General features: G+C 52.2%; 28 protein-coding genes. 8 read left to right on the forward strand and 20 right to left on the reverse strand.

The annotated features are described in order from the left end of the window. Positions 1-65 precede the first annotated feature (65 nt). From BUB44_RS05980 to BUB44_RS06040, 13 genes are all read right to left on the reverse strand, one after another. A complete protein-coding gene (locus BUB44_RS05980; RefSeq protein WP_073164151.1) occupies positions 66-380 on the reverse strand; it encodes a PrgI family protein in 315 nt (104 codons plus the stop codon). A gap of 3 nt (positions 381-383) precedes the next feature. After that, positions 384-752 (reverse strand): hypothetical protein, encoded by a 369-nt coding sequence (locus BUB44_RS05985; RefSeq protein ID WP_073164154.1) that lies wholly within the window; start codon positions 750-752, stop codon positions 384-386. Positions 753-774: 22 nt separating this feature from the next. After that, positions 775-1,176, reverse strand: a complete 402-nt coding sequence (locus tag BUB44_RS05990) for a hypothetical protein (protein WP_073164156.1) — start codon at positions 1,174-1,176, stop codon at positions 775-777. After that, positions 1,163-1,405 carry a hypothetical protein gene (locus BUB44_RS05995; RefSeq protein ID WP_083543120.1) on the reverse strand — a complete coding sequence of 81 codons (243 nt, stop codon included), beginning with the start codon at positions 1,403-1,405 and terminating at the stop codon, positions 1,163-1,165. Before BUB44_RS05995 ends, BUB44_RS05990 begins: the two co-directional genes overlap by 14 nt. A gap of 27 nt (positions 1,406-1,432) precedes the next feature. Beyond that, positions 1,433-1,744, reverse strand: coding sequence for a hypothetical protein (locus BUB44_RS06000; protein ID WP_073164162.1), 312 nt, complete (start codon positions 1,742-1,744; stop codon positions 1,433-1,435). Between the two features lie 187 nt (positions 1,745-1,931). Continuing rightward, the gene (locus BUB44_RS06005; protein WP_073164165.1) at positions 1,932-2,519 is read right to left on the reverse strand and encodes an ATP/GTP-binding protein; all 588 of its coding nucleotides are present in this window, start codon (positions 2,517-2,519) and stop codon (positions 1,932-1,934) included. Positions 2,520-2,534: 15 nt separating this feature from the next. Continuing rightward, positions 2,535-2,852 (reverse strand): hypothetical protein, encoded by a 318-nt coding sequence (locus BUB44_RS06010; RefSeq protein WP_073164168.1) that lies wholly within the window; start codon positions 2,850-2,852, stop codon positions 2,535-2,537. Beyond that, the gene (locus tag BUB44_RS06015) at positions 2,840-3,334 is read right to left on the reverse strand and encodes a metal-dependent hydrolase (protein ID WP_073164170.1); all 495 of its coding nucleotides are present in this window, start codon (positions 3,332-3,334) and stop codon (positions 2,840-2,842) included. Before BUB44_RS06015 ends, BUB44_RS06010 begins: the two co-directional genes overlap by 13 nt. Before the next feature lie 16 nt (positions 3,335-3,350). After that, on the reverse strand, positions 3,351-3,722 hold the full coding sequence (locus BUB44_RS06020) for a hypothetical protein (RefSeq protein ID WP_073164173.1): 372 nt from the start codon (positions 3,720-3,722) through the stop codon (positions 3,351-3,353). 15 nt (positions 3,723-3,737) lie between these two features. Next, complete coding sequence (locus BUB44_RS06025) at positions 3,738-4,418, reverse strand: hypothetical protein (RefSeq protein ID WP_073164176.1); 681 nt, start codon at positions 4,416-4,418, stop codon at positions 3,738-3,740. After that, positions 4,419-4,676: a hypothetical protein gene (locus BUB44_RS06030; protein WP_073164178.1), complete on the reverse strand. Its 258-nt coding sequence runs from the start codon at positions 4,674-4,676 to the stop codon at positions 4,419-4,421. Then, on the reverse strand, positions 4,673-4,894 hold the full coding sequence (locus BUB44_RS06035) for a hypothetical protein (protein ID WP_073164181.1): 222 nt from the start codon (positions 4,892-4,894) through the stop codon (positions 4,673-4,675). Before BUB44_RS06035 ends, BUB44_RS06030 begins: the two co-directional genes overlap by 4 nt. Further along, positions 4,884-5,159, reverse strand: a complete 276-nt coding sequence (locus tag BUB44_RS06040; RefSeq protein WP_242655871.1) for a DUF2325 domain-containing protein — start codon at positions 5,157-5,159, stop codon at positions 4,884-4,886. Before BUB44_RS06040 ends, BUB44_RS06035 begins: the two co-directional genes overlap by 11 nt. Before the next feature lie 434 nt (positions 5,160-5,593). Between BUB44_RS06040 and BUB44_RS06045 the strand changes: the two genes are divergently transcribed. The 8 genes from BUB44_RS06045 (at position 5,594) to BUB44_RS06085 (ending at position 13,571) form a co-directional block, all read left to right on the forward strand. Further along, entirely contained in the window at positions 5,594-6,715 is a 1,122-nt protein-coding gene (locus BUB44_RS06045; protein ID WP_073164186.1) for an ABC transporter ATP-binding protein, read from the forward strand. After that, positions 6,712-7,353: an ABC transporter permease gene (locus BUB44_RS06050; protein ID WP_073164189.1), complete on the forward strand. Its 642-nt coding sequence runs from the start codon at positions 6,712-6,714 to the stop codon at positions 7,351-7,353. Before BUB44_RS06045 ends, BUB44_RS06050 begins: the two co-directional genes overlap by 4 nt. A gap of 34 nt (positions 7,354-7,387) precedes the next feature. Continuing rightward, a complete protein-coding gene (locus tag BUB44_RS06055) occupies positions 7,388-8,002 on the forward strand; it encodes an ABC transporter permease (RefSeq protein WP_073164192.1) in 615 nt (204 codons plus the stop codon). A 24-nt stretch (positions 8,003-8,026) separates the two neighbouring features. Next, the gene (locus tag BUB44_RS06060) at positions 8,027-8,932 is read left to right on the forward strand and encodes a glycine betaine ABC transporter substrate-binding protein (RefSeq protein WP_073164194.1); all 906 of its coding nucleotides are present in this window, start codon (positions 8,027-8,029) and stop codon (positions 8,930-8,932) included. A 1,057-nt stretch (positions 8,933-9,989) separates the two neighbouring features. Continuing rightward, positions 9,990-10,652, forward strand: coding sequence for a helix-turn-helix transcriptional regulator (locus tag BUB44_RS06070; RefSeq protein WP_242655872.1), 663 nt, complete (start codon positions 9,990-9,992; stop codon positions 10,650-10,652). Between the two features lie 24 nt (positions 10,653-10,676). Beyond that, on the forward strand, positions 10,677-11,060 hold the full coding sequence (locus tag BUB44_RS06075) for a RidA family protein (RefSeq protein WP_073164203.1): 384 nt from the start codon (positions 10,677-10,679) through the stop codon (positions 11,058-11,060). 44 nt (positions 11,061-11,104) lie between these two features. Further along, positions 11,105-12,313, forward strand: a complete 1,209-nt coding sequence (locus BUB44_RS06080; protein WP_073164205.1) for a threonine synthase — start codon at positions 11,105-11,107, stop codon at positions 12,311-12,313. A gap of 25 nt (positions 12,314-12,338) precedes the next feature. Next, positions 12,339-13,571, forward strand: coding sequence for a dicarboxylate/amino acid:cation symporter (locus BUB44_RS06085; protein WP_073164208.1), 1,233 nt, complete (start codon positions 12,339-12,341; stop codon positions 13,569-13,571). A 276-nt stretch (positions 13,572-13,847) separates the two neighbouring features. Here the strand turns inward: BUB44_RS06085 and BUB44_RS06090 are convergent, their stop codons facing one another. From BUB44_RS06090 to BUB44_RS06120, 7 genes are all read right to left on the reverse strand, one after another. Continuing rightward, the gene (locus BUB44_RS06090; RefSeq protein WP_083543122.1) at positions 13,848-14,702 is read right to left on the reverse strand and encodes a tyrosine-type recombinase/integrase; all 855 of its coding nucleotides are present in this window, start codon (positions 14,700-14,702) and stop codon (positions 13,848-13,850) included. Further along, positions 14,703-15,137, reverse strand: a complete 435-nt coding sequence (locus BUB44_RS06095; RefSeq protein WP_073164211.1) for a PD-(D/E)XK nuclease superfamily protein — start codon at positions 15,135-15,137, stop codon at positions 14,703-14,705. It lies immediately after the preceding gene. A gap of 15 nt (positions 15,138-15,152) precedes the next feature. Further along, positions 15,153-15,989 carry a DNA adenine methylase gene (locus BUB44_RS06100; protein ID WP_073164214.1) on the reverse strand — a complete coding sequence of 279 codons (837 nt, stop codon included), beginning with the start codon at positions 15,987-15,989 and terminating at the stop codon, positions 15,153-15,155. Between the two features lie 121 nt (positions 15,990-16,110). After that, entirely contained in the window at positions 16,111-17,085 is a 975-nt protein-coding gene (locus BUB44_RS06105; protein ID WP_073164217.1) for a hypothetical protein, read from the reverse strand. A 66-nt stretch (positions 17,086-17,151) separates the two neighbouring features. Then, positions 17,152-17,427 (reverse strand): hypothetical protein, encoded by a 276-nt coding sequence (locus tag BUB44_RS06110; protein WP_073164220.1) that lies wholly within the window; start codon positions 17,425-17,427, stop codon positions 17,152-17,154. Further along, positions 17,417-17,962, reverse strand: a complete 546-nt coding sequence (locus BUB44_RS06115) for a hypothetical protein (RefSeq protein ID WP_131821600.1) — start codon at positions 17,960-17,962, stop codon at positions 17,417-17,419. The genes BUB44_RS06110 and BUB44_RS06115 overlap by 11 nt, the downstream gene beginning before the upstream one ends. Positions 17,963-18,135: 173 nt before the next feature. Further along, positions 18,136-18,471 carry a type IV secretory system conjugative DNA transfer family protein gene (locus tag BUB44_RS06120; protein WP_073164226.1) on the reverse strand — a complete coding sequence of 112 codons (336 nt, stop codon included), beginning with the start codon at positions 18,469-18,471 and terminating at the stop codon, positions 18,136-18,138. Positions 18,472-19,069: the final 598 nt, after the last annotated feature.

Here is a 19,069-nt window from a genome sequence, read left to right on the forward strand (position 1 = left end):
AAATAACGCATACCCCCTTCTTGTGAAATTTCTTCCCCCAAATAAGAAAAGCCCGGACAGCCGGGCTAATGCAGAATGTAGTCGTGTGACCGGAACCTGTAATGCAGTTTCCTGAAAAGATAAACGTCGGCACCTACATCGTGGTCGTAGTCGCGCACTTTCCTGAGCGCCAGGTAAGCTCCCGCGCCCAGGAACGGCAGTCCCAGGGGGGCAAAGGCCAGCGCCGCCGGGAATGGGACCCGGAAGGCGGCAGCGGGAATAAATACCGCCGCCAATCCCAGCATCAGCCCCCCGGCCAGCCACAGGCACTGCCGGGCGGTCAAGCTGAAGAACAGCCTGTCTTCTCCCTTAGTCGAAAATGGTACCATGTACTCGCGCATGTTCTACTGCCCCTGCCCCTTCACCAGAAATGCGATGAAGCCCACTATCGTGACGGCCAGCCCGATAACTCCCAGCCCAATGAGGATCTGTAAGAAGTGCTGCTTGGCTTCCGCGCGGGTGTGGTCACTTGCAGCCGTGACCATCCTGAAACCCACGTAAATAAGCGCCAGAACCCCTATGCCGCCCGCTATACCGCCAACCCCTATGGCAATATTCAGTATCTTCTCCGCCATCGCTTCCTGGTTAACTTCGGTAAGTACTCCTGCTCCTATATTCGGGTTTTCCACTGCCAGGGCCACCTGCGCGAGCGTCAGATACGCCGTAAGAAACGATATTACGGCAGTAATACGTCTAACAAAGCGTTTCAGCATTTATAAATTCCCCCTTCCTTAATTAACTGTTCATAAGACCTATTATCAATCCGACAACCTGCTGCGCCCAGAGAACCAATATCAAACCCACAATTGACCAGATGATTACTTTACGGGCTTCCTTGAACAGTGCAAGCAGGAGCCCTCCAACAATAAGAACCAGCACGGTAATTTTCGGGGCGATATTTCCGGCCATGCTGTACACGCGGTCAACAATCTTTCCAACCTTACCCGCCACCTCTTCCGGGCTTACAGGCTGCACACCGGCAAACCCGCCCTGCTGCGGTTCCCCCTGCGCCATGGACTGCGCACCGGGTGTCGCCGCAGGTTGTATGTTTGTTTGCTGATCTGCCAAGACGGGTGCCGCAAAAACAAGCAGGGCGGCGATTAGCAAGAGAACAGCTCCAATTTTACCTGGCAACATTTCCACCAGCCCCTTTATTGATTTTCTCGGCCGTCCTGTAGGCGTCAAAAATGCCGTACAGCCAGACAGCCGGCAGCAGAATGAATCCAATTACCACCGTGCACAGCAACCCGGATATGCCCGCCGCTACAAAAAGTCCAATGCCCTTGCCGATCTGGCCGTTGTAGATTTGACCCAGGCCGCAGATCAAAAAACTCAGCACCGCCGCAAGTCCGGGGTTTTTCTGCACAAAAACCATCTCCTTCCCAAAAATCTTCTACAATGCCGCCAGCACTTTCGGAGATCGACGCATTCCCGTTTCCTTTCTCCTCCACCACCACCTCCAATCGCGGTATCCCAAAAACGTTATCACCGTAATGTTCCCGGGATTGCGGTCGTCAGCGACCACCGCCAGGCCGTCCAGGACGTATTCCCAGACGCCGTCCGGCAGTCTCCGGCCCCGCCTGCCCCGCTCCACCACGCGGGCCAGCACAGCGCGGATTTCTTCGTCGGTCATTTCACCCCTGCGGTACTGCAAATATTTGTTCCGGTACTGCTCCACCGCGTGGTCGGTCACACCGACCCTCATCAGATCACCCCCTTGCCCGAAAAAGTAATGATTTTCGCCGGTACGGGCACCAATACCCGCAGGGCACATATCAGAATCAGCAGGAAGAACGCCAGCTCGACTGTGTAGGCCGCGATTATCAGGTACGGCGCGGCGGTCTCCCACCACCGCCTGACCCGGGCAAACGGAAAGAGGAATTTTGAAGAAGCTAACCCGCCGTCATCTCGCTGGCGAACGGGCCAACGATTTCCTGCAGATAAGCCAGTACCTCGGAAGCGCGGTCCTCTACCGATTTTCTTTTTAACCTCACCACATGGAGGCCGTGCTTCTCCGCAAACGATACTTCATCCGTGATAATTGTGTCGATTTGCCCCGCGTGGTTTTCCAGTCTGAAGCCGTCGGGTACCACTTCCCTGGCCGGCGGAACATATATCAGCAGGTCCAGCTTCCGCCAGGCATGAAACCGGGCACGGTAAAAATAGCTCGACATATCCTGCACCTTTGCGCCAAGGTACAGCCGCAAATACGCCAGGCAGTCCAGGGTACTCCGGTCGCTCACAAAACCGTCCGGGTGCTCCGATTGGGCACGTATCTGGGCTTCCAGCACTTTCTCCTGAAACTCTAACGCCAGCACCGGGTTCCCGATCAGCTCCCGGCAGTGCTCGATCCCCATGTTCCTGGCCACCACCCGTGCCCGCTCCGTGATGAGCGGGAGACCGAGCGTTTCTGAAAGAATCTTCGCCAAAGTGGTCTTCCCGGCACCGTGGGCGCCGGTTATCGCTATCCTCTTCGCCAACAAGCCATCCCCTTTCTAATTTCCGAACAGCAACGGGCACGCCAGAAACCAGCCCGAAACAGCTACCGCCGCTGCAAACCCGCCCCAGATGGCTGCCGCGCGCCTTTTCCCCGCACCGGCCAGATCTGCCGCGTCGGCCAGTGCCCAGACCACGCCCAGAAGGGCCAGGAAAACAAATACGAACAGGTCGGTTCGGGACAGGACGTGGTAGGCAGTACCCAGGAAAATAACGTAGATTGCGATAACCAGGATTAGATTCCAGAAAAGCACGACACCACCCCCAAAAAAACGCCCGGTATTAAACCGGGCAAACAACAGATTCATCGCTGCCATAACGCCAGCCAGCCGCATAAGATTAGCATAGCAGGTGCCACGGCTATTCGCTCCAGAAAACTTCCCGTTTTAACCAACGGTAACCCGAAATGCTTCTTTACCGGCCACAGCCAAGGCACTCCCTGGGGATTGAAGCTGTCCATAACCAGGTGGGACAGATAGCCAGCCAGCACCAGCGGCACCAGGTAGCCGTACGCATACGCCTGCGAATACCAGAACCGCAGCACGAACACCGCCAGCAGGGTCATCACCCCCGCTCCCAGAAGCGAGTGCATGGGCCCCCGGTGACCTACTGTCATTTTGACCGCCCATGAAGCAGGAGCCACCAGCCGCCCCAGCTTAGAGCGCGGATCGTCAAGGTCAGGAAGAAGGGCCGCAACCCCGGCTATCCCCGCAGACATTGCCGCCGTTTTCGGGTCCGCATGGCTGTTTAAGAGCAGCCCGACGGCGGCCCCGGCTAAAAAGTGCGTGCGCCAGAGCATGAATAATCACCTGCCTTTACAGGAGATAAGAGCGGTAACTTTTGCCCCTCGCTAACCGTCTCATCACGTCATCTACCAGCTGGATAAAGAGGAAATTAAGCATAAAAAGCACTGCAAATCCCACAGCCAATCCGAAGGCCAGAATAACTATCACAACAACCTTCGCCGGAAGAATAACAGTATGGACCAATATTCGCATGGCTGCACAAGAAACCATAAAAACAGCCGCCGCAAACGCAGACAGGGCACTACCCTTGACCGCCCTCGTGAAAAATTTTCCGGTAAAAAAGCGGTACGTGGCGAAGAGCAATAACGCATTGTTCAAGAGGACTGCTGCAAACGCAATTACATCGAAAAAATCCGGTGGTTGATACACCAAGTAAGCCATTAGCGATCTCTCACCTCACCTTTGTGTGACCCGGAAGACCAGCTTTCCATTTAACTTGCCCACCTCGCACCAGTCCTTCTCAATTCTGAGCAGTGCCCGCGCCAGCGACTGTTTCGGGCACCGATAATACGTCCAACAGTGTTCCAGTATCTGCTCTATCGTTAACCAGCGCCCGTCTTTGGTCTGTTCTTCGACGAATCTCCTTACGTTATTCATCATCAGCCGGTATCTGGTGAGGTAGCCGCCCCCGGAGTGGCCGCCCGGAGGGTTGGCCTTGTACTCTTCGGTGAGCTTGTCTTTCCAGTCCGTCACCGCGTGGCGGTTGAACTTTGCCCTGGCGTACTCGGTGCAGCCCCAATACTCTTTGCCGAGGACCCGGCAGCAGGCCACCTGAAAAATACCGACCCCGAAACGTTTCAGGATTTTTACCGCATGAGGGTTCACGCCGTTCTTGCCCCGCGGTACCCCCACGTAGACCAGGTTGGCGTAGGGCAGCCAGTCAACAGCCTGGCCGATCACGTTGACCGAAAGCGCGCTCTTGAGCTGCACCACTACCGCGACCGGGCCGCACACGCCGACCACGTCGGCCCTGCCCCAGTTGTAGTCGTTCTCTATCTCGGAATAGACGTCGTAACCGCGTTCTTCCAGCCATTCTTTCACCGGAAAAAACAGATCGGTTTCTTTGATTTTCCCCATTCAGACTGCACTCCTCATCCCATTTGCCGCACAACGTACCCGGTGGACCGCCTTCTCCAGCAGGTCCACCGCCCGCGCCGCGTCCTCGTAACCAAATTTCGCGCCTGCCGTCAGCCTCCCGGCTTCGTACAGCGCCTGCCGTACTTCTTCGAGTGTTTCCCGAAACCTGGCACGCTCCAGGCCCAGTGCAGAAAGGGCAAGTTCCTCAGCTTTTTGGGGACCGTACCTGTCGGCCAGCTCCCGCAGCGACCTCATCATGAAGCGTAGCACCTCCCGCCGCAGCACTTCGCTTCGCCATCAAGAAGGCTTTCCACAAAAGACATTGCCCGCCGGCACGCCAAAAGTCTCCCCGCCAGGTTCGCCGTTTCTATGGGAGAGCCGCCTCCCTGTTCCAGCCTGTCGGAAACTTCCCGCGCCGCTTCTTCCAGACCGCTGATCACCCGCTGGAGAATTTTTTCTGCACGCTTACACTGCATTTTTCAGCACTCCCACTTCAGAAAGCCCCCGCCTGAGCCAGATCACCTTTACCCCAGCCTTCCGGGCCAGCTCCCTGACCCGGTACATCAGGGCGTGGTTGACGAAGCCGGTATAGACCACTACCAGTCCCGTATCTCTCGGGAAATTTTTGGGCAGCTTCTTCCTCCGGCCGTCCCAGTGAACAACCTCCTGCACCCCAAACTTTTGCCTCAGCACCGCTGACGCCGCACCTAAACGGTCGGTGCCTACGATAAGACATCGCACCAAAAACCACCTCCCGTAAAAAAGTTGCGGGCCGAGAAAACCCGGCCCCCAATTAAAACCATGACCCAATGTCCCAACCTCTGGTAAATAACAGAAACTACCAGGTTGTTGGGAACAGCTTACATTTAGAGTGTTAAATAGCACTACTTAGCTGGTATCCATTTTTACTTCATCCTCCGGTGTTACCAGCGATTCAGGCCAAAAAGGGCAGACTAACCCTCTATCGGTTATGATAAAACTTTGGCCGTATCACTGTGGATAACTTCACCTTTGGTTCAATAACAACTTGTTGTTACTTGGGAAGATGTATGTTATAATATGTCAAACAAAATACATGTTTATTAAACCTGTTTGTAAACAAATTAGTGATCAATATTAGTTAATTGATAAAACTTTTATCATACGGCTGGTGCCGGTACACGGGAGGGCAAAAAGTGATCAAATTTGAAGAAGTTACTAAAAAATACGGCAACCAGGAAGTGGTAAAAAACATCAATATGCACGTTCGCGAGGGCGAATTCATGGTGCTCATCGGCCCCAGCGGGTGCGGCAAAACAACCACCTTAAAAATGATCAACCGGCTGGTGGAGCCAACTTCCGGGCGCATTTTAATCCGCGACCAGGATATCATGGACATGAATCCGGTTAAGCTCAGGCGGGAAATAGGTTATGTAATTCAACAAATCGGCCTGTTCCCCAACATGACCATTGAACAAAATGTGGACCTGGTACCCCGACTCCTGAAATGGGACAAGGAAAGAAGGGCCAAGCGCGTCCGCGAATTGCTGGAACTGGTGGACATGGACCCGGACCTTTACGCCCACCGCTACCCCAACGAATTAAGCGGCGGCCAGCAGCAGCGCATCGGCGTGCTTCGTGCCCTGGCCGCAGAACCATCCGTCATTTTGATGGACGAACCCTTTGGCGCCCTTGACCCCATTACCCGGGAAAATCTCCAGGATGAGCTGAAAAACCTGCAAAACAAACTGCACAAAACCATTGTGTTCGTCACCCACGATATGGACGAAGCTTTAAAGCTAGCCGACCGCATAGCCATCATGAAGGACGGCCAGATCGTGCAACTGGATACTCCCGAAATGATCCTGAGGAAACCGGCCAACGAATTCGTGCTGGAATTCATCGGCAAGCACCGGGTGGCCGGCGGTGGCCCTGCCACAGTTGAATCCGTGATGAAGTCCAACCCGGTGATCATCGGGCCGGAACGGGGTGTGGAGGAGGCCCTGGCCCTGATGAAGCACAAGGGGGTAAATACCCTGTTGGTGGTGGAACAGGACAAGCGCCTCGTGGGCGTGGTGACAGTGGAAAAACTGGACAAAAATCGCCGGCGGGCCAGTACGGTAAAAGAGTTGGTGGAAACCGATATACCGGTGGTGGCAGCCGGATCCCCGGCTCGGGAAGCCTTTAACACACTTACCGCCAACAAGCTGGACTACCTGCCCGTGGTGGACGAAAAAAAGCGCCTTCTGGGCCTGGTAACTAAAACCAGCATTGTCAACGCCCTGGCCAGCTTCGTTTGGAAGGAGGAAACCGCATGAACCCGCTGCTGGAGCTGTTAACCCGGAGCTGGGCGGACATCCTTATGGCCACCTGGCAACACGTATACCTCTCCCTGGGGTCGGTGGCCCTCGGCGCCCTGGTGGCCGTCCCCTTGGGCATCTGGCTGTCCAGCCGCCAAAATATCGCCCGGGTGGTGTTAAGTATAGCCGGCACCATCCAAACCATTCCCAGCCTTGCTTTTTTCGGCTTCACCCTACCCGTTCTGGGCATCGGCGTCCTGCCGGCTATGGTGGTTCTCTTCCTTTATTCCTTGCTGCCGATTCTGCGCAACACCTATACCGGAATCAGAGAAGTCCCGGGAGAACTGATTGAAGCGGGGCGCGGAATGGGCATGAACGACCGGCAACTGCTGTTCATGGTTAAATTGCCTATGGCACTGCCGGTAATAATGGCAGGAATTAGAATTTCCTCCGTTTACATCATCAGCTGGGCCACCATCGCCGCGCTCATCGGTGCCGGCGGGCTGGGCGACCTTATATGGGGAGGCATGAACGTGTACGATATATGGCTAATCTTAGCCGGGACCATTCCGGCGGCCCTACTGGCTCTGTTGGCCAGCTTCATCCTGGGACGGCTGGAGAAAGCCGTTACGCCACGGGGCTTGAGATCAACATAAACATAAAAGATTGGTGGGTAAGGAGGTGAATGGCTTGGGCCAAATTTTGCAACTTACACTGGAGCACCTGTGCTTATCGGCCGCCGGGGTACTGGTCGCCGGCTTGGTTGGTGTACCTCTGGGCATATTGCTGGTGCGGGCCCGCGCGTTGGCCGGTCCGGTCATGAGCCTCGTGGACGTCTTGCAGACCATTCCCAGCCTGGCCATGCTGGCGCTGGTCATGTTTTTCCTGGGCCTTGGCAATAACAGCCTTATTGCCGCACTTTTCGTTTATGCACTGCTGCCCATTCTCAGAAATACGTACACCGGTCTGGCCGGCGTCAGCCCGGACCTGTTGGAAGCGGGCAAGGGTATGGGCATGACCGGCTGGCAATTGCTGCGCCAGGTTCAGCTCCCCATCGCCCTGCCGATTATTTTAGCTGGCTTTCGAGTGGCCATGGTTACAGCCATCGGCATTGCCACCATCGGCACTTTAATTGGTGCTGGCGGGCTGGGCGAACCTATCTGGAGGGGCATTCAGCTGGCAAACACTTTCATGATCATGACGGGGGCCGTTCCCGCCGCCCTGCTGGCCATCATCGCCGACGTATTGCTGGGCGGGCTGGAAAAGGCACTGGTACCGAGGGGGTTGCGAGCTAAAAACATTTAATACTATGCAAAAGGGGAGTGACTGATGAAAAGGAAAGGGTTGTTGCTTATAGCAACCTTGCTTACCGCTGTGTCGCTTATTGTAGCGGGATGTGCCGGGGAAAACGCCAAAAGTGCGGGCGGAAAAATTGTGGTGGGCTCCAAAAACTTTAACGAGAATATCATCCTGGGTGAAATGCTGGCCCAGTTGATCGAAGCCAAAACCGACCTGCAGGTGGAGCGCAAGCTGAACCTGGGCGGGACGCTGGTTTGCTTCAACGCCCTGAAAAACGGCGACCTGGACCTGTACCCGGACTACACCGGCACAGGATTGATGGCCATCCTGAAACAACCCGTGGAAACCGATCCGGATAAGGTTTACAACTACGTGCAAGAGCAATACAACAAAAAATTCAAGCTCAAATGGTTGAAACCTTTCGGTTTCAACAACACTTATGCCATTGCGGTACCCCGGGAAACTGCCGAAAAATATAACCTGGAAAAGGTGTCGGACCTGGTGCCATTGGCCGGGAACATGGTTTTCGGCGCCGAGCAGGAGTTTTTCAACCGGCCCGATGGTTATGACGGGCTAGTCAAAACTTACGGGCTCAAGTTTAAAAACACTAAATCCTTTGAAACCGCCCTCAAGTACCAGGCCACAGCCCAAGGTAAAATTGACGTGACGGACGCCTTCAGCACCGACGGTGAATTGATCACCTACGATTTAAAGATTCTGGAAGATGACAAGAAATTTTTCCCGCCCTACTTTTGTACGGCTGTAGTGCGGATGGACACGCTGGAAAAGTACCCTGAACTGGAAGATACACTGAACATGCTGGCCGGCCAGATCAGCGACGAGGAGATGCAGCAACTCAATTACCAGGTAGCGGAAAAGGGGCGCGACGCCAAGGAAGTGGTAAGAGAGTTCCTGGAAAACAAAGGCATCATTTAATACCGTGTTCCATCAAAGACCCCCTGCTTTGCGCAGGCAGAGTAAGTCAGTACCGAGTTCATATAAAGGGAGACCTTTAGCCAGAATGTGGTGAACAATCACCGTAGCCGCGTGCGTAACGTCATAGAGTCTAGAAAACAACTGGAAAAACGATTGAAGAATGTCTGATGCACTCCGGCTGAGGTGACCGAGCTGCGGCTATTGTTACCTCTCCGGAACTGGAAATATGAGTCTGGAGTAATTCTCCCCACGTTGACCGGATAATCGGTGGGCCGGAGGAGAAATGGATTTGAGATCCTGGTTGATCCGGGATGGTCTTACCTTTTCTTCCAGCCCAACTCTTTTTTTTTCTCAGTGTCTCGTAAACATAAAACATGACTGGACAGATGGCATAATTATCAAATACCGTTCCTAAGCACGTGGACATTCGTGCTGCCTCGCCTGCAGTGGACTTTCACCATCAAGTTAACGCCCATGCCGGGCGCACAAAAACAACGGGCCGAGAAACTCCGACCCGTGCGACATACTTCCTGTGTTCGAATCGTGCGACCGCAGGGGTGATATTTTATCCCGGCCTTACACCGCCCGCCAGTCGCGCCGCCCTCCCCGGGCAGAAAGCCGGGATTCCAAAAGAAAAAGCCCGCGAGATCGCGGGCAACAAAAACCGGGAGGTACCTCCGCCACCGCCGCCCCTCCCGAAAACGGCGGTTTCCAGACAAAAATTGAGCCGGGCAAAATACGCTGCCCGGACATTCTGCTTTTTATTTGAATTTCTTGATTCTTCCAGCTGCCCCTTGAATCCTCCAATCCCTGTAGGTCGCTTTTCATCAGCATTAAGTCTACCAGATCCTCCAGAAAATCCATAATCTTGCATAAAGGTATTAAAATTTTTGAGTAATGTTTCTTAAAAAATTTTAATGTTACAGCAGGTAAATGTGGATACCCGTCGAATTAAGAAGATAAAAGATTCCATTTAGCTTCCCGGTACCTAAAACGGAAGGGCTACTGGGGTTGTGGACCTGAATGTCAAGGAGGTGAACTGAAGCTGAAAGAAGAGATGCTGGATATCCCCCCGGAACTGCAAGTGCTGATTCCCATTGCCCGGGGAATCGTGCAGACCTTCGGCAGGTACTGTGAAGTAGCTGTCCACGATTTGCGCAATCCAGAGGCCTCACTTATCTATCTGGCCGGAAACATTACCCGGCGTCAAAAAGGTGCTCCGGTAACGAACATCGTACTGGAGAGCATCCGGAAGTATGGCGATAGTTGTCCTGACCTGATTGGCTACAAAAATGTCACCAAAGATGGCCGCATCCTAAAATCTTCTACCATCTTTGTCAGGGATAGCTACGGGAAAATTATCGGCTGCTTGTGCATCAACTATGATATCACCGATTTGCTCGTGCATAAGGGGCACATAGAAGAATTGATTGCTTTTGATGAAAAGTCACAGACAGACCAGGGCAGTGAAATTTTTGCGACTGACATTACGGAAGTACTGGAGGCTATGATTGAGCAGGTTATTAATAGGATAGGCATTCCCCCGGCCAGGATGCAGAAAGAGGATAAAGTCCGGGTTGTCCGTGAACTGGACCTTAAAGGAGTATTTCTCATTAAAGGGGCAGTGGAGAAAATCGCCTCTGTACTGGGGGTTTCCCGGTATACAATATATAACTATTTGGATGAGGATCGGTCCAACCGGAGCAACAATATCATTTAAAGTATTCACAGGAGGCGATTAAAAATGGAAAAAGTCATTATCAGCACCCCAAAAGCACCGGCAGCTATAGGGCCTTATTCACAAGCTGTAAAGGCCGGTAATCTGATGTTTATATCAGGACAGATTCCCATTGACCCGGCTACCGGCAATGTCGTAGGGGGAGACATCCAGGAACAAACAAAACAATGTCTGAAAAATCTCCAGGCAATTTGTGAGGCCGCCGGTTCAACTCTCAAGGATGTCGTAAAAACCACTATCTTCATAAAGGATATGGCCCAGTTTACCAAGGTTAATGATACCTATGCAGAATTCTTTAAAGAAGATGCTCCGGCACGTGCCTGCGTGGAAGTATCCTGCCTGCCTAAAAATGTTCTGGTAGAAATTGAAGCGGTTGTTCTCGTTAAGTAAAAAGCGATTGATAAACCAATAAATAGCCGGAAGGAAGGATTGGTATGAGCCACGTAACTCATCTGGAATGTTCAAAATGCGGTAAACATTACAATAGCGAAGAAGTTCACCAGCTCTGCGAATGTGGCGGCCCCCTGCTTGTCCGCTACGATCTGGAACAGGTAAAGAAAAACTTCCACAAGGAAGACTTAAAAGGTCGGGAGCCCAGTCTGTGGCGCTACCGGGAATTGCTGCCGTTGAAGGACAAAAATAACCAGGTTTCTCTCGGGGAAGGCATGACTCCTATAATTAAGATGGACGTGGCCGGACCTGCCATAGGTTTAAAAAACCTGTACTTAAAGGACGAGGGAGTCATTCCTTCAGGTACTTTTAAATCGAGAGGTGCTGCGGTAGGGGTATCCAGGGCAAAAGAGCTCGGCATCAAGACACTGGCCATGCCTACCAACGGTAATGCCGGTGCGGCCTGGGCCACCTACTGCGCCAGGGCGGGCATCAAATGCGTGATTGTCATGCCCCAGGACGCACCGGAAATTACCCGGAACGAATGTGCTATTACCGGCGCAGACTTATATCTCGTGGACGGCTTAATCAGCGATGCGGGCAAGATTGTAGGAAGGGCAGTGCAGAAATACGGGTGGTTTGATGCTTCCACGCTGAAAGAGCCTTACCGCATTGAAGGCAAAAAGACCATGGGACTGGAAATCGCCGAACAGTTCAACTGGGAAGTACCAGATGTTATTCTGTATCCCACCGGTGGCGGAGTAGGGATTATTGGTATCTACAAAGCCCTGCAGGAACTCCGGTCCATCGGATGGATTGGTGAAAAAATGCCCCGCCTGGTAGCTGTACAGGCTGAGGGCTGTGCACCGATTGTAAAAGCATGGAACGGGAGGAAAACAGAATCCGAATTCTGGCAAAACGCTTATACCTGTGCTTTTGGCATTAATGTGCCCAAGGCCCTGGGTGACTTTCTGGTGCTTGAAGCTATCTATAAAACCGATGGATGTGCCGTGGCCGTTAGCGACGAGGAAATTTTGAAGGCACAGGCTGTCCTGGCAGCAAAGGAGGGGGCATTCGTTTGTCCCGAGGGTGCCTCTCTTTACAGTGCTGCCAGGAAACTCAGAGAGCAAGGTTGGCTGAAGGAAGATGAAACTGTGCTTCTGCTAAACACCGGCTCGGGCTTGAAATACCCTGAAACTGTAAAGGTAGAAGTCCCACTCCTTCAACCTGATGATGATATCCCCGAAGTGTAGAATAAAGAAGGGAGGAAGTGTGTAAATGGCTGGCAAGAGAAGGTTAAGCCTGGGAGTACAGGTCCTTATCGGCCTGGCGCTCGGTGTCTTACTCAGTATTTTATCCAAGGACATAGGCGTCCGGCTGGAACCGCTGGGTAAGGCGTTTATCAGGTTAATCCAGATGGTAATCGTTCCCCTGGTATTTCCGTTAATTGTCATTGGCATTGCAGGGATGCATGACGTCAAAAAACTGGGCCGTGTGGCCGTGAAAACCCTAATCTATTTCGAAGTAGTGACCACCATCGCTATCGTCATGGGAGTTATTGTGGCTAGATTAACTAATGTCGGTGCCGGAGCGCAACTTGCCAACGTTGATACTCAGGCACTGGGGAAACTGGCCAAGGGTATTGACCTGACCAAGTTCTTTTTAGAGATAATTCCTAATAACGTGGTAAGCGCAATGGCCGAAGGCAAGCTCCTGCCAATTATCTTCTTCGGTATCTTCTTTGGTCTGGCCCTGGTTGCCATCGGTGATAAAGGTAAGCCGGTGCTCACATTGTTTGAATCCTGGACACAAGCTATGTTTAAAGTCATTGAGTATGCCGTTTCTTTTGCTCCCATCGGTGTGTTTGGCTTTGTAGCTTTCAGTGTATCCAAGTACGGTATTCAAAGCCTGATTTCCCTAGGGCAATTCGTAGCCGTAGCCTATCTGGCATTCCTGCTGGCAGCGCTAGTATTATTCCCGCTTATTGCCCTTGTTTTCCGGGTTCCTTACGTATCCTTGTTACGTTTCACCTGGGATTTAATCTTGCTGGCCTTCACCACCCGCAGTTCGGAAGTGGCGCTTCCGCTTCTTATTGACCGACTAGAAAAATTTGGGACAAGCCGTTCCATCAACTCGTTTGTACTGCCTACCGGGTATTCCTTTAACCTGGACGGGGCGAGTATCTATGCCAGCCTAGCCGTTGTCTTCATTGCTCATGTATATAACCTGCCCTTGAGCATGGTCCAGATCCTGACTATAATCGGTATATTAATGGTTATGACGAAGGGTTTGGCCGGAGTTCCATCGGCGGTGCTGGTAGTGCTTTTAGCTACTGCTACTGAAATAGGCCTGCCGCCGGAAGGGGTTGCTTTGCTGATGGCCGTTGACTTTTTCGTGGATATGGGCCGTACAGCTCTAAACGTTATCGGAAATTCCCTGGCAACAGTAGTAATTGCAAAGTGGGAAAACGCCTTTGATCATAAGCAGGATGTACTTGTGGCTCAAAATTAAGATTTTCATCAAGGTTATGCCCTAGCAGGTTCTTTTCTAATGCCGGTCCGCATTGGATGGAGTTGGCGGATAGCGCCCCTGTGCACAATTCATCCAAAGTACTTTAACAATTTTCTATTATCCCGGTACTGTTCCACTCGAATCACTTCTCTTTTTCCTCCTGTCTCCATTAGTTTCGGTATCTCAAGGATACAGGATTGTGGTTCGAGTGGATCACTTTTTATGATCATCACTTCTTCTGTTTAGCATTCAAAGTGAATAGGGGAGCACGTGCCCCTACTCCCAGCTCAGTTTCTCTACAGCCTTTTCCAAATCCTGCACTCCGGGCCTGGTATACCTGGCCGTAGTGTTCAGATTAGAATGGCCCGCCAGAACCGCCACCCGGTCTAAAGATTCTCCCGCGTCCACCAGCATCTTGCAGAAGGTGTGCCGCAACTGGTGAGGTGTGACCTCCACCCCCGCCAGCCGGGCGTACTTCTCCAGGATTTTTTCGGCAGCCCGGGCGGTCATGTGTCCCTTTCGCCCGGGAAAGAGCCAGTCGCCGCCGGGATGGACGGTAAGCCATTCCTGGATTATTCTCCGGGCCGTGACGTTCAACGGCACTTCCCTGCGTTTTCCACCTTTGCCCTCCCGGACCGTCACCCAGCCTGAACGTTCACGGATCACCAGGTCCTCAACATGCAGTGATACCGCCTCGGAGATCCGCAGGCCGGTATGCAGTAGAATTGCCAGCAATGCCCGGTCCCTGGGAATTCCGTACTTCTGTACCGCTCTCATCAGCGCTCCCAATTCCTGCCTCGTTAGCCATCTGGGAGCTCCACGTTGCTCCGGAACCCTCTTAACGCCCTCCGTCGGATCGAAAGAAATCAGGCCATTGGACGCGACCCACGAAAAAAAGGACGACAGGGCATCCAGGTGAAGGTTTATTGTGGCCGGCTTGCGATTCCTGTTCAGCATGTACCGGCGGTAGTCGGCCACATCCAGCGGTGTAACGGAAGCCGGGTCGAATGGGGATCCTGTTGTATCCTCCAGCCATCTCATGAAACTGCGCAAAGCCCCTGTATATGCTGTTATGGTTCTCAAAGAACAATTACAGCCCTTCAAGTGTACAATAAACCCATCCAGTCCCAACTACAGCTCCCCCCTGTTGGCACGGGCGAGAAAATCTTCCAGGGATATTACCTCCACCAGATAACCATCAGCGAGAACCTCAAGATGCTTGTTATGCAGCAAGAAGCTGCGTGCTCCCCTGGAAAAGCCGGTCCCGCCGAGAACGACATAAGCTTTGCGATACTTGTCCGAATTCCGGATGATGGAAATAAGGCTCGCTATTTCATATAAAAGTTTTTGTTCTGCCGTTCCACGAACCTGTTGCCATTTTGCACTGACTATGATTCCACCGGTATCGTCCTGGACAACAAAATCAGCATAGTAAGTAGCCCCGAAGAGTTGATTCCCCACAGGCACATGGGTTTGAAACAGCCCCGAATAGTGTATTTCAAGAACCGGCTTGATGACCTGTTCCCAAAAGGCCCCTGTTTTAGTTCCTTTCCCGCCCGGTGACAATCTCCCCACTCCCGGTTAGTTATAGTTACGGATAACCAGTTCCGATATCGGCCCGCGCTTATCGGCCCGGCAGTTAATGGCTCTTTTTGCGTAAACCACCTGTATATCATAGTTTTTATAAAGCTCGCGTATGAAAGGTGTATCGGAATTGCTCAACATGACCAGGCAGCCCCTCCGGTCCAGTTCCCGAAACACCTCCGCCAGGCGCCTCTGATCGTCTTCTCCAAATGCATCGGGAGTATAGCTGGTGAAATTAGCTGTTTCCGAAAGCGGATGGTAGGGCGGGTCCAAATAAACGAAAGCTCCCGGAGCCGCGCAGTCCAGGACCTGGCTGAAGTCGTCGCAGATTATCTCCGCCTTTTTCAAAGCCCCGCTCACCAGGCGGAGGTTCGGCTCATCCACTATTTTAGGGTTCTTGTAACGCCCGAAGGGCACGTTGTGCTGCCCCCGGCTGTTTACACGCCACAACCCGTTATAGCCAGTCTTGTTCAGGTAGAGGAATCTTGAAGCCCGCTCCACAGGAGTTAGCTGATCGGGATCAAGGGCGCGGATGCGGTAGTAATATTCCGCAGTGTTTTCGTGCCTCTTCAGATCCTGCAGGAGAGCTTCCAGGTCGTCCCGGACGACCAGGTAGAAATTGATTAACTCATCATTGCTGTCGATCAACACCGCCCTGGGGGGTAGCAGGTGGAAGAAAACCGCCCCGCCGCCGACAAAAGGCTCAACGTAGAGGCTGTATTCTTTAGGAAACAACGGTTCAAACTGGGATATGAGCTGGGATTTCCCACCTGCCCACTTTACGGGGGGCCTGGGCCTTTCTTCCTTTATCTGAGCATGATATGTCTCGTACACAACCGTCTCCCCCCTGAGTTAACTTATGCGAACAAAAAATTCGCCCTTAAGAGAGCGTCTTCCTGCAACTTATGCGAAATTTTCCAGGACATTTTTTCGCATAAGGTTCCTTATGCGACTTTCATTTTATCCTCTTCAACCCGCTCCTGTTCTTCTTCCCCTTCCCGGCGTTCTCCATTACGTCATCAATATCTTCCAGCTCAAAGTCCATATTTTCCATGACGTGCTCCAGGAACATCCCCAGTGCGTATTCCGGCACAAACGCCGGTTCGCCAACCCTGTCATGCCCCAACCTTTCGCGCAAAACCTCCCGCAACTGCTTCGTTGCCAGGCCCATCTTCCCTTCGCTTTCTTCCACAAGGTCCTCGCAGTATTCGATCTCGGACGCCGCCCCGGCCAGCACCAGTGGAAAAAGGAGTAATACCAGCAGCGGCCTCTCACCCGTAAGGTCATCCTCCAGGTCCAACCGCCTAACCCGGCAGGTAGAAGGAACGGAAATTACGATTTCTCGTGTATTCAGCATTTCACGAACCGTATCATTTACATAATCCTCAAACGCGCTGGCATTTGGAGGTGCGACCAGCCGCTCACCTGCAAAGATACGCATGCCCCTGCATCTTAAAGAGGAAAGCCATTTGAATTCCGGAACGCCGGAGAAAAACTCCCGCGCTTCAAGCGCAATCTGCTCGACATCTTCGTGCGGCAATCTTCCGGAAACCGCGGGAATTTCGTCAGGCATCTCCATTACTACGGGAATGACCCCGTAGAATACCAGCACGGTAAACTCTTCGTCCAGGGGCGGCGCGGGCAGAACGGGATTCCGGGACCGGACTTCTTCAAGAGCTGCCGGGTTCTTCGCCACTTCCAGCGCCCAGGCGCTCCTGGCTTCCGCCCCGTCCTTCCAATAGGGATTATCCTGAAGCCATTTGACATACCGCTCCCTGTCAAAAGGAACGTGGATGACCCTGACAGCTTCGTTTTCCCTCAGTTCTTCCAGGAAGTAGTGGCGGTTGAGAAGGTAGTCCTTATAGTCATCCATCCCCTGGGAAAACATCGCTATATAATCGTGTGGCAGGTAGATCGCTGCCGCTACCAAATGGTCTTCACGGGCAACACCATCAAAAAGATTGTAAGATTTAATAAAAATCCCTCCCCGATTTTTCTACAGTATCACCAGTTTTTCCAGTATTTCCCGGGCCATCTTCCCCGTCAGGGTTATGTTGGGCATCGCCGTACCCGGGACAAAAACCGTTTCCTCCGGCAGTCCCATCTTCCGCGCCCACTCCAGCAATTTTTCCCGGTCAGCGCATACGGCCTTGACGAAAAATCCTTCCCGACCCGCACCGTAACGCGACTGAAAAATGACCACTTCTCCCTTCTCCGCCCGGCGCAGGCGGTCCCAGGCAGAAAGCCCATTTAAACATCCACTACCGGCCACCGGTACTCCCACCTTTTCTCGCCTTCACCGCCAAATTCCTGCCGCAAAAGGGCAAAAACGGGTTCTCCGACAGCACTGTGTCAGAAAACACAGTGAGCGCCTTCTGTTCAATCAAGTTGAAGCCGACCAACCTCAAAAACCGATGTTTGTCCTCTTCATTCCACACAGGGTTCTCGCGGCCATCCAGATACATTACCGGCAACCCGAAACGCTCCGCCAGAAAACCTATGAGGATAGTGTGGCAAAAGAGTTTCGGGTAACCGCGCTGGCGCTTCGGGTTGCACCAGCACAGCAGCGAAACGTCCCTGCGCTTAAAATGCTCCAGCGCACGGCGCACCTCCGGCCACCTGGAAGCAAGCGCCACGGCGTATGCTTCCAGATACCGCTCCGGCGGCAGCCCGCGTATCGGGCGGCCGTCAGCGTCAAACGGTGCCAGGCAGCGTATTTCCGGGTAGCTGAAACCCCGCGGCTGCCATCGAGCCACCGAAAATGCTTCGGCCCTCGGAGAACTGAAAAAGGACTGCAAATAGATCAAAAAAATACCCCCCCCTTCTCTCATCACCCCGCACATTCCCTTTATACGACTTCGTTTTTCTGTTTTCGATCTCCCCGGGACGGAAAAGTACATCCCCAGGAGAACAAAAAAATCGGGCATTTTAGCCCGGTGTACAGTACTTAAAAAATATTTGTCGATATTTGACGAAACGATCAAAAAGGAATTTTATCCGCTTTTGTCAAAACCCCAGCAACAAGACCATTCATGATTTCATTACTTACAGCCGCAATACTTTCATAAGCTGCTTTCTCGTCTTGAGAATCACTGACAGTTTCAAAAAATTCACTGAGTTTTTTAAACCATGATTCTTCCTTCAAAAAATTTGCTACGTCACGAATGTTACAATGCTTTTTAGGTGATGTATTCGTGATGTAATAAGATACTGCTACCAACAAATTTTCTTCTAATGCATCCCAATAAGGGTCAAAATGTTCAGCACCTTGCTTTTCAAGCAGAGAAAGTATTTTTTCTTTTTCCATAGTTAGCATTTGATTTTCCTCCTTTTTAAAAAATATACGAAAGTGAGGTGAAGACATTGAACATTGATATTGACAAAAACATCAAATCTTCCCCTTGTCCATTTACAGGAAACCCATGCAGTAGTAGTTGCCCGGTTAGCTTTCCCTATCCAGGTAAAACGTCAGTCTGTGCATTCGTTGCAATAGCCATACTACTTTACAACATAAATGCACAAATTTCAGATGTTGTGCGCAATTGAACTCACCCCCCTTTTTTACCTTTCTAAAAAAGACTGCCGATTGGCAGTCTTTTTTAGATTGTCAATTCTCACTTTGATTTAGCCCAACCCCTGCCCATTTTCGCAGATTGAACAATCTGCAACTATTTCCGATACCAGAATAATCTGCAACTGCTTCGCAAATTGTGCTGGTATTTCAGGTCAGTCAGTCCGTCTATTCACCAGAATATGACAACCAGTGACTGACCCCTTTTCTTCCGGCTGTGGAACAGGTAGAATATTTGCTGGAAGTGACCGCCATGCAGCAGATATTTTACACGCCTGTACCGCCGGAAGAATACGCCCGCCTGGGCAAAGATTTTCCCTTTCCCCAACCACTCTCATGCCCC

The sequence above is a fragment of the Desulfofundulus australicus DSM 11792 genome (assembly GCF_900129285.1).
In the GTDB taxonomy this organism is placed as follows: domain Bacteria; phylum Bacillota; class Desulfotomaculia; order Desulfotomaculales; family Desulfovirgulaceae; genus Desulfofundulus; species Desulfofundulus australicus.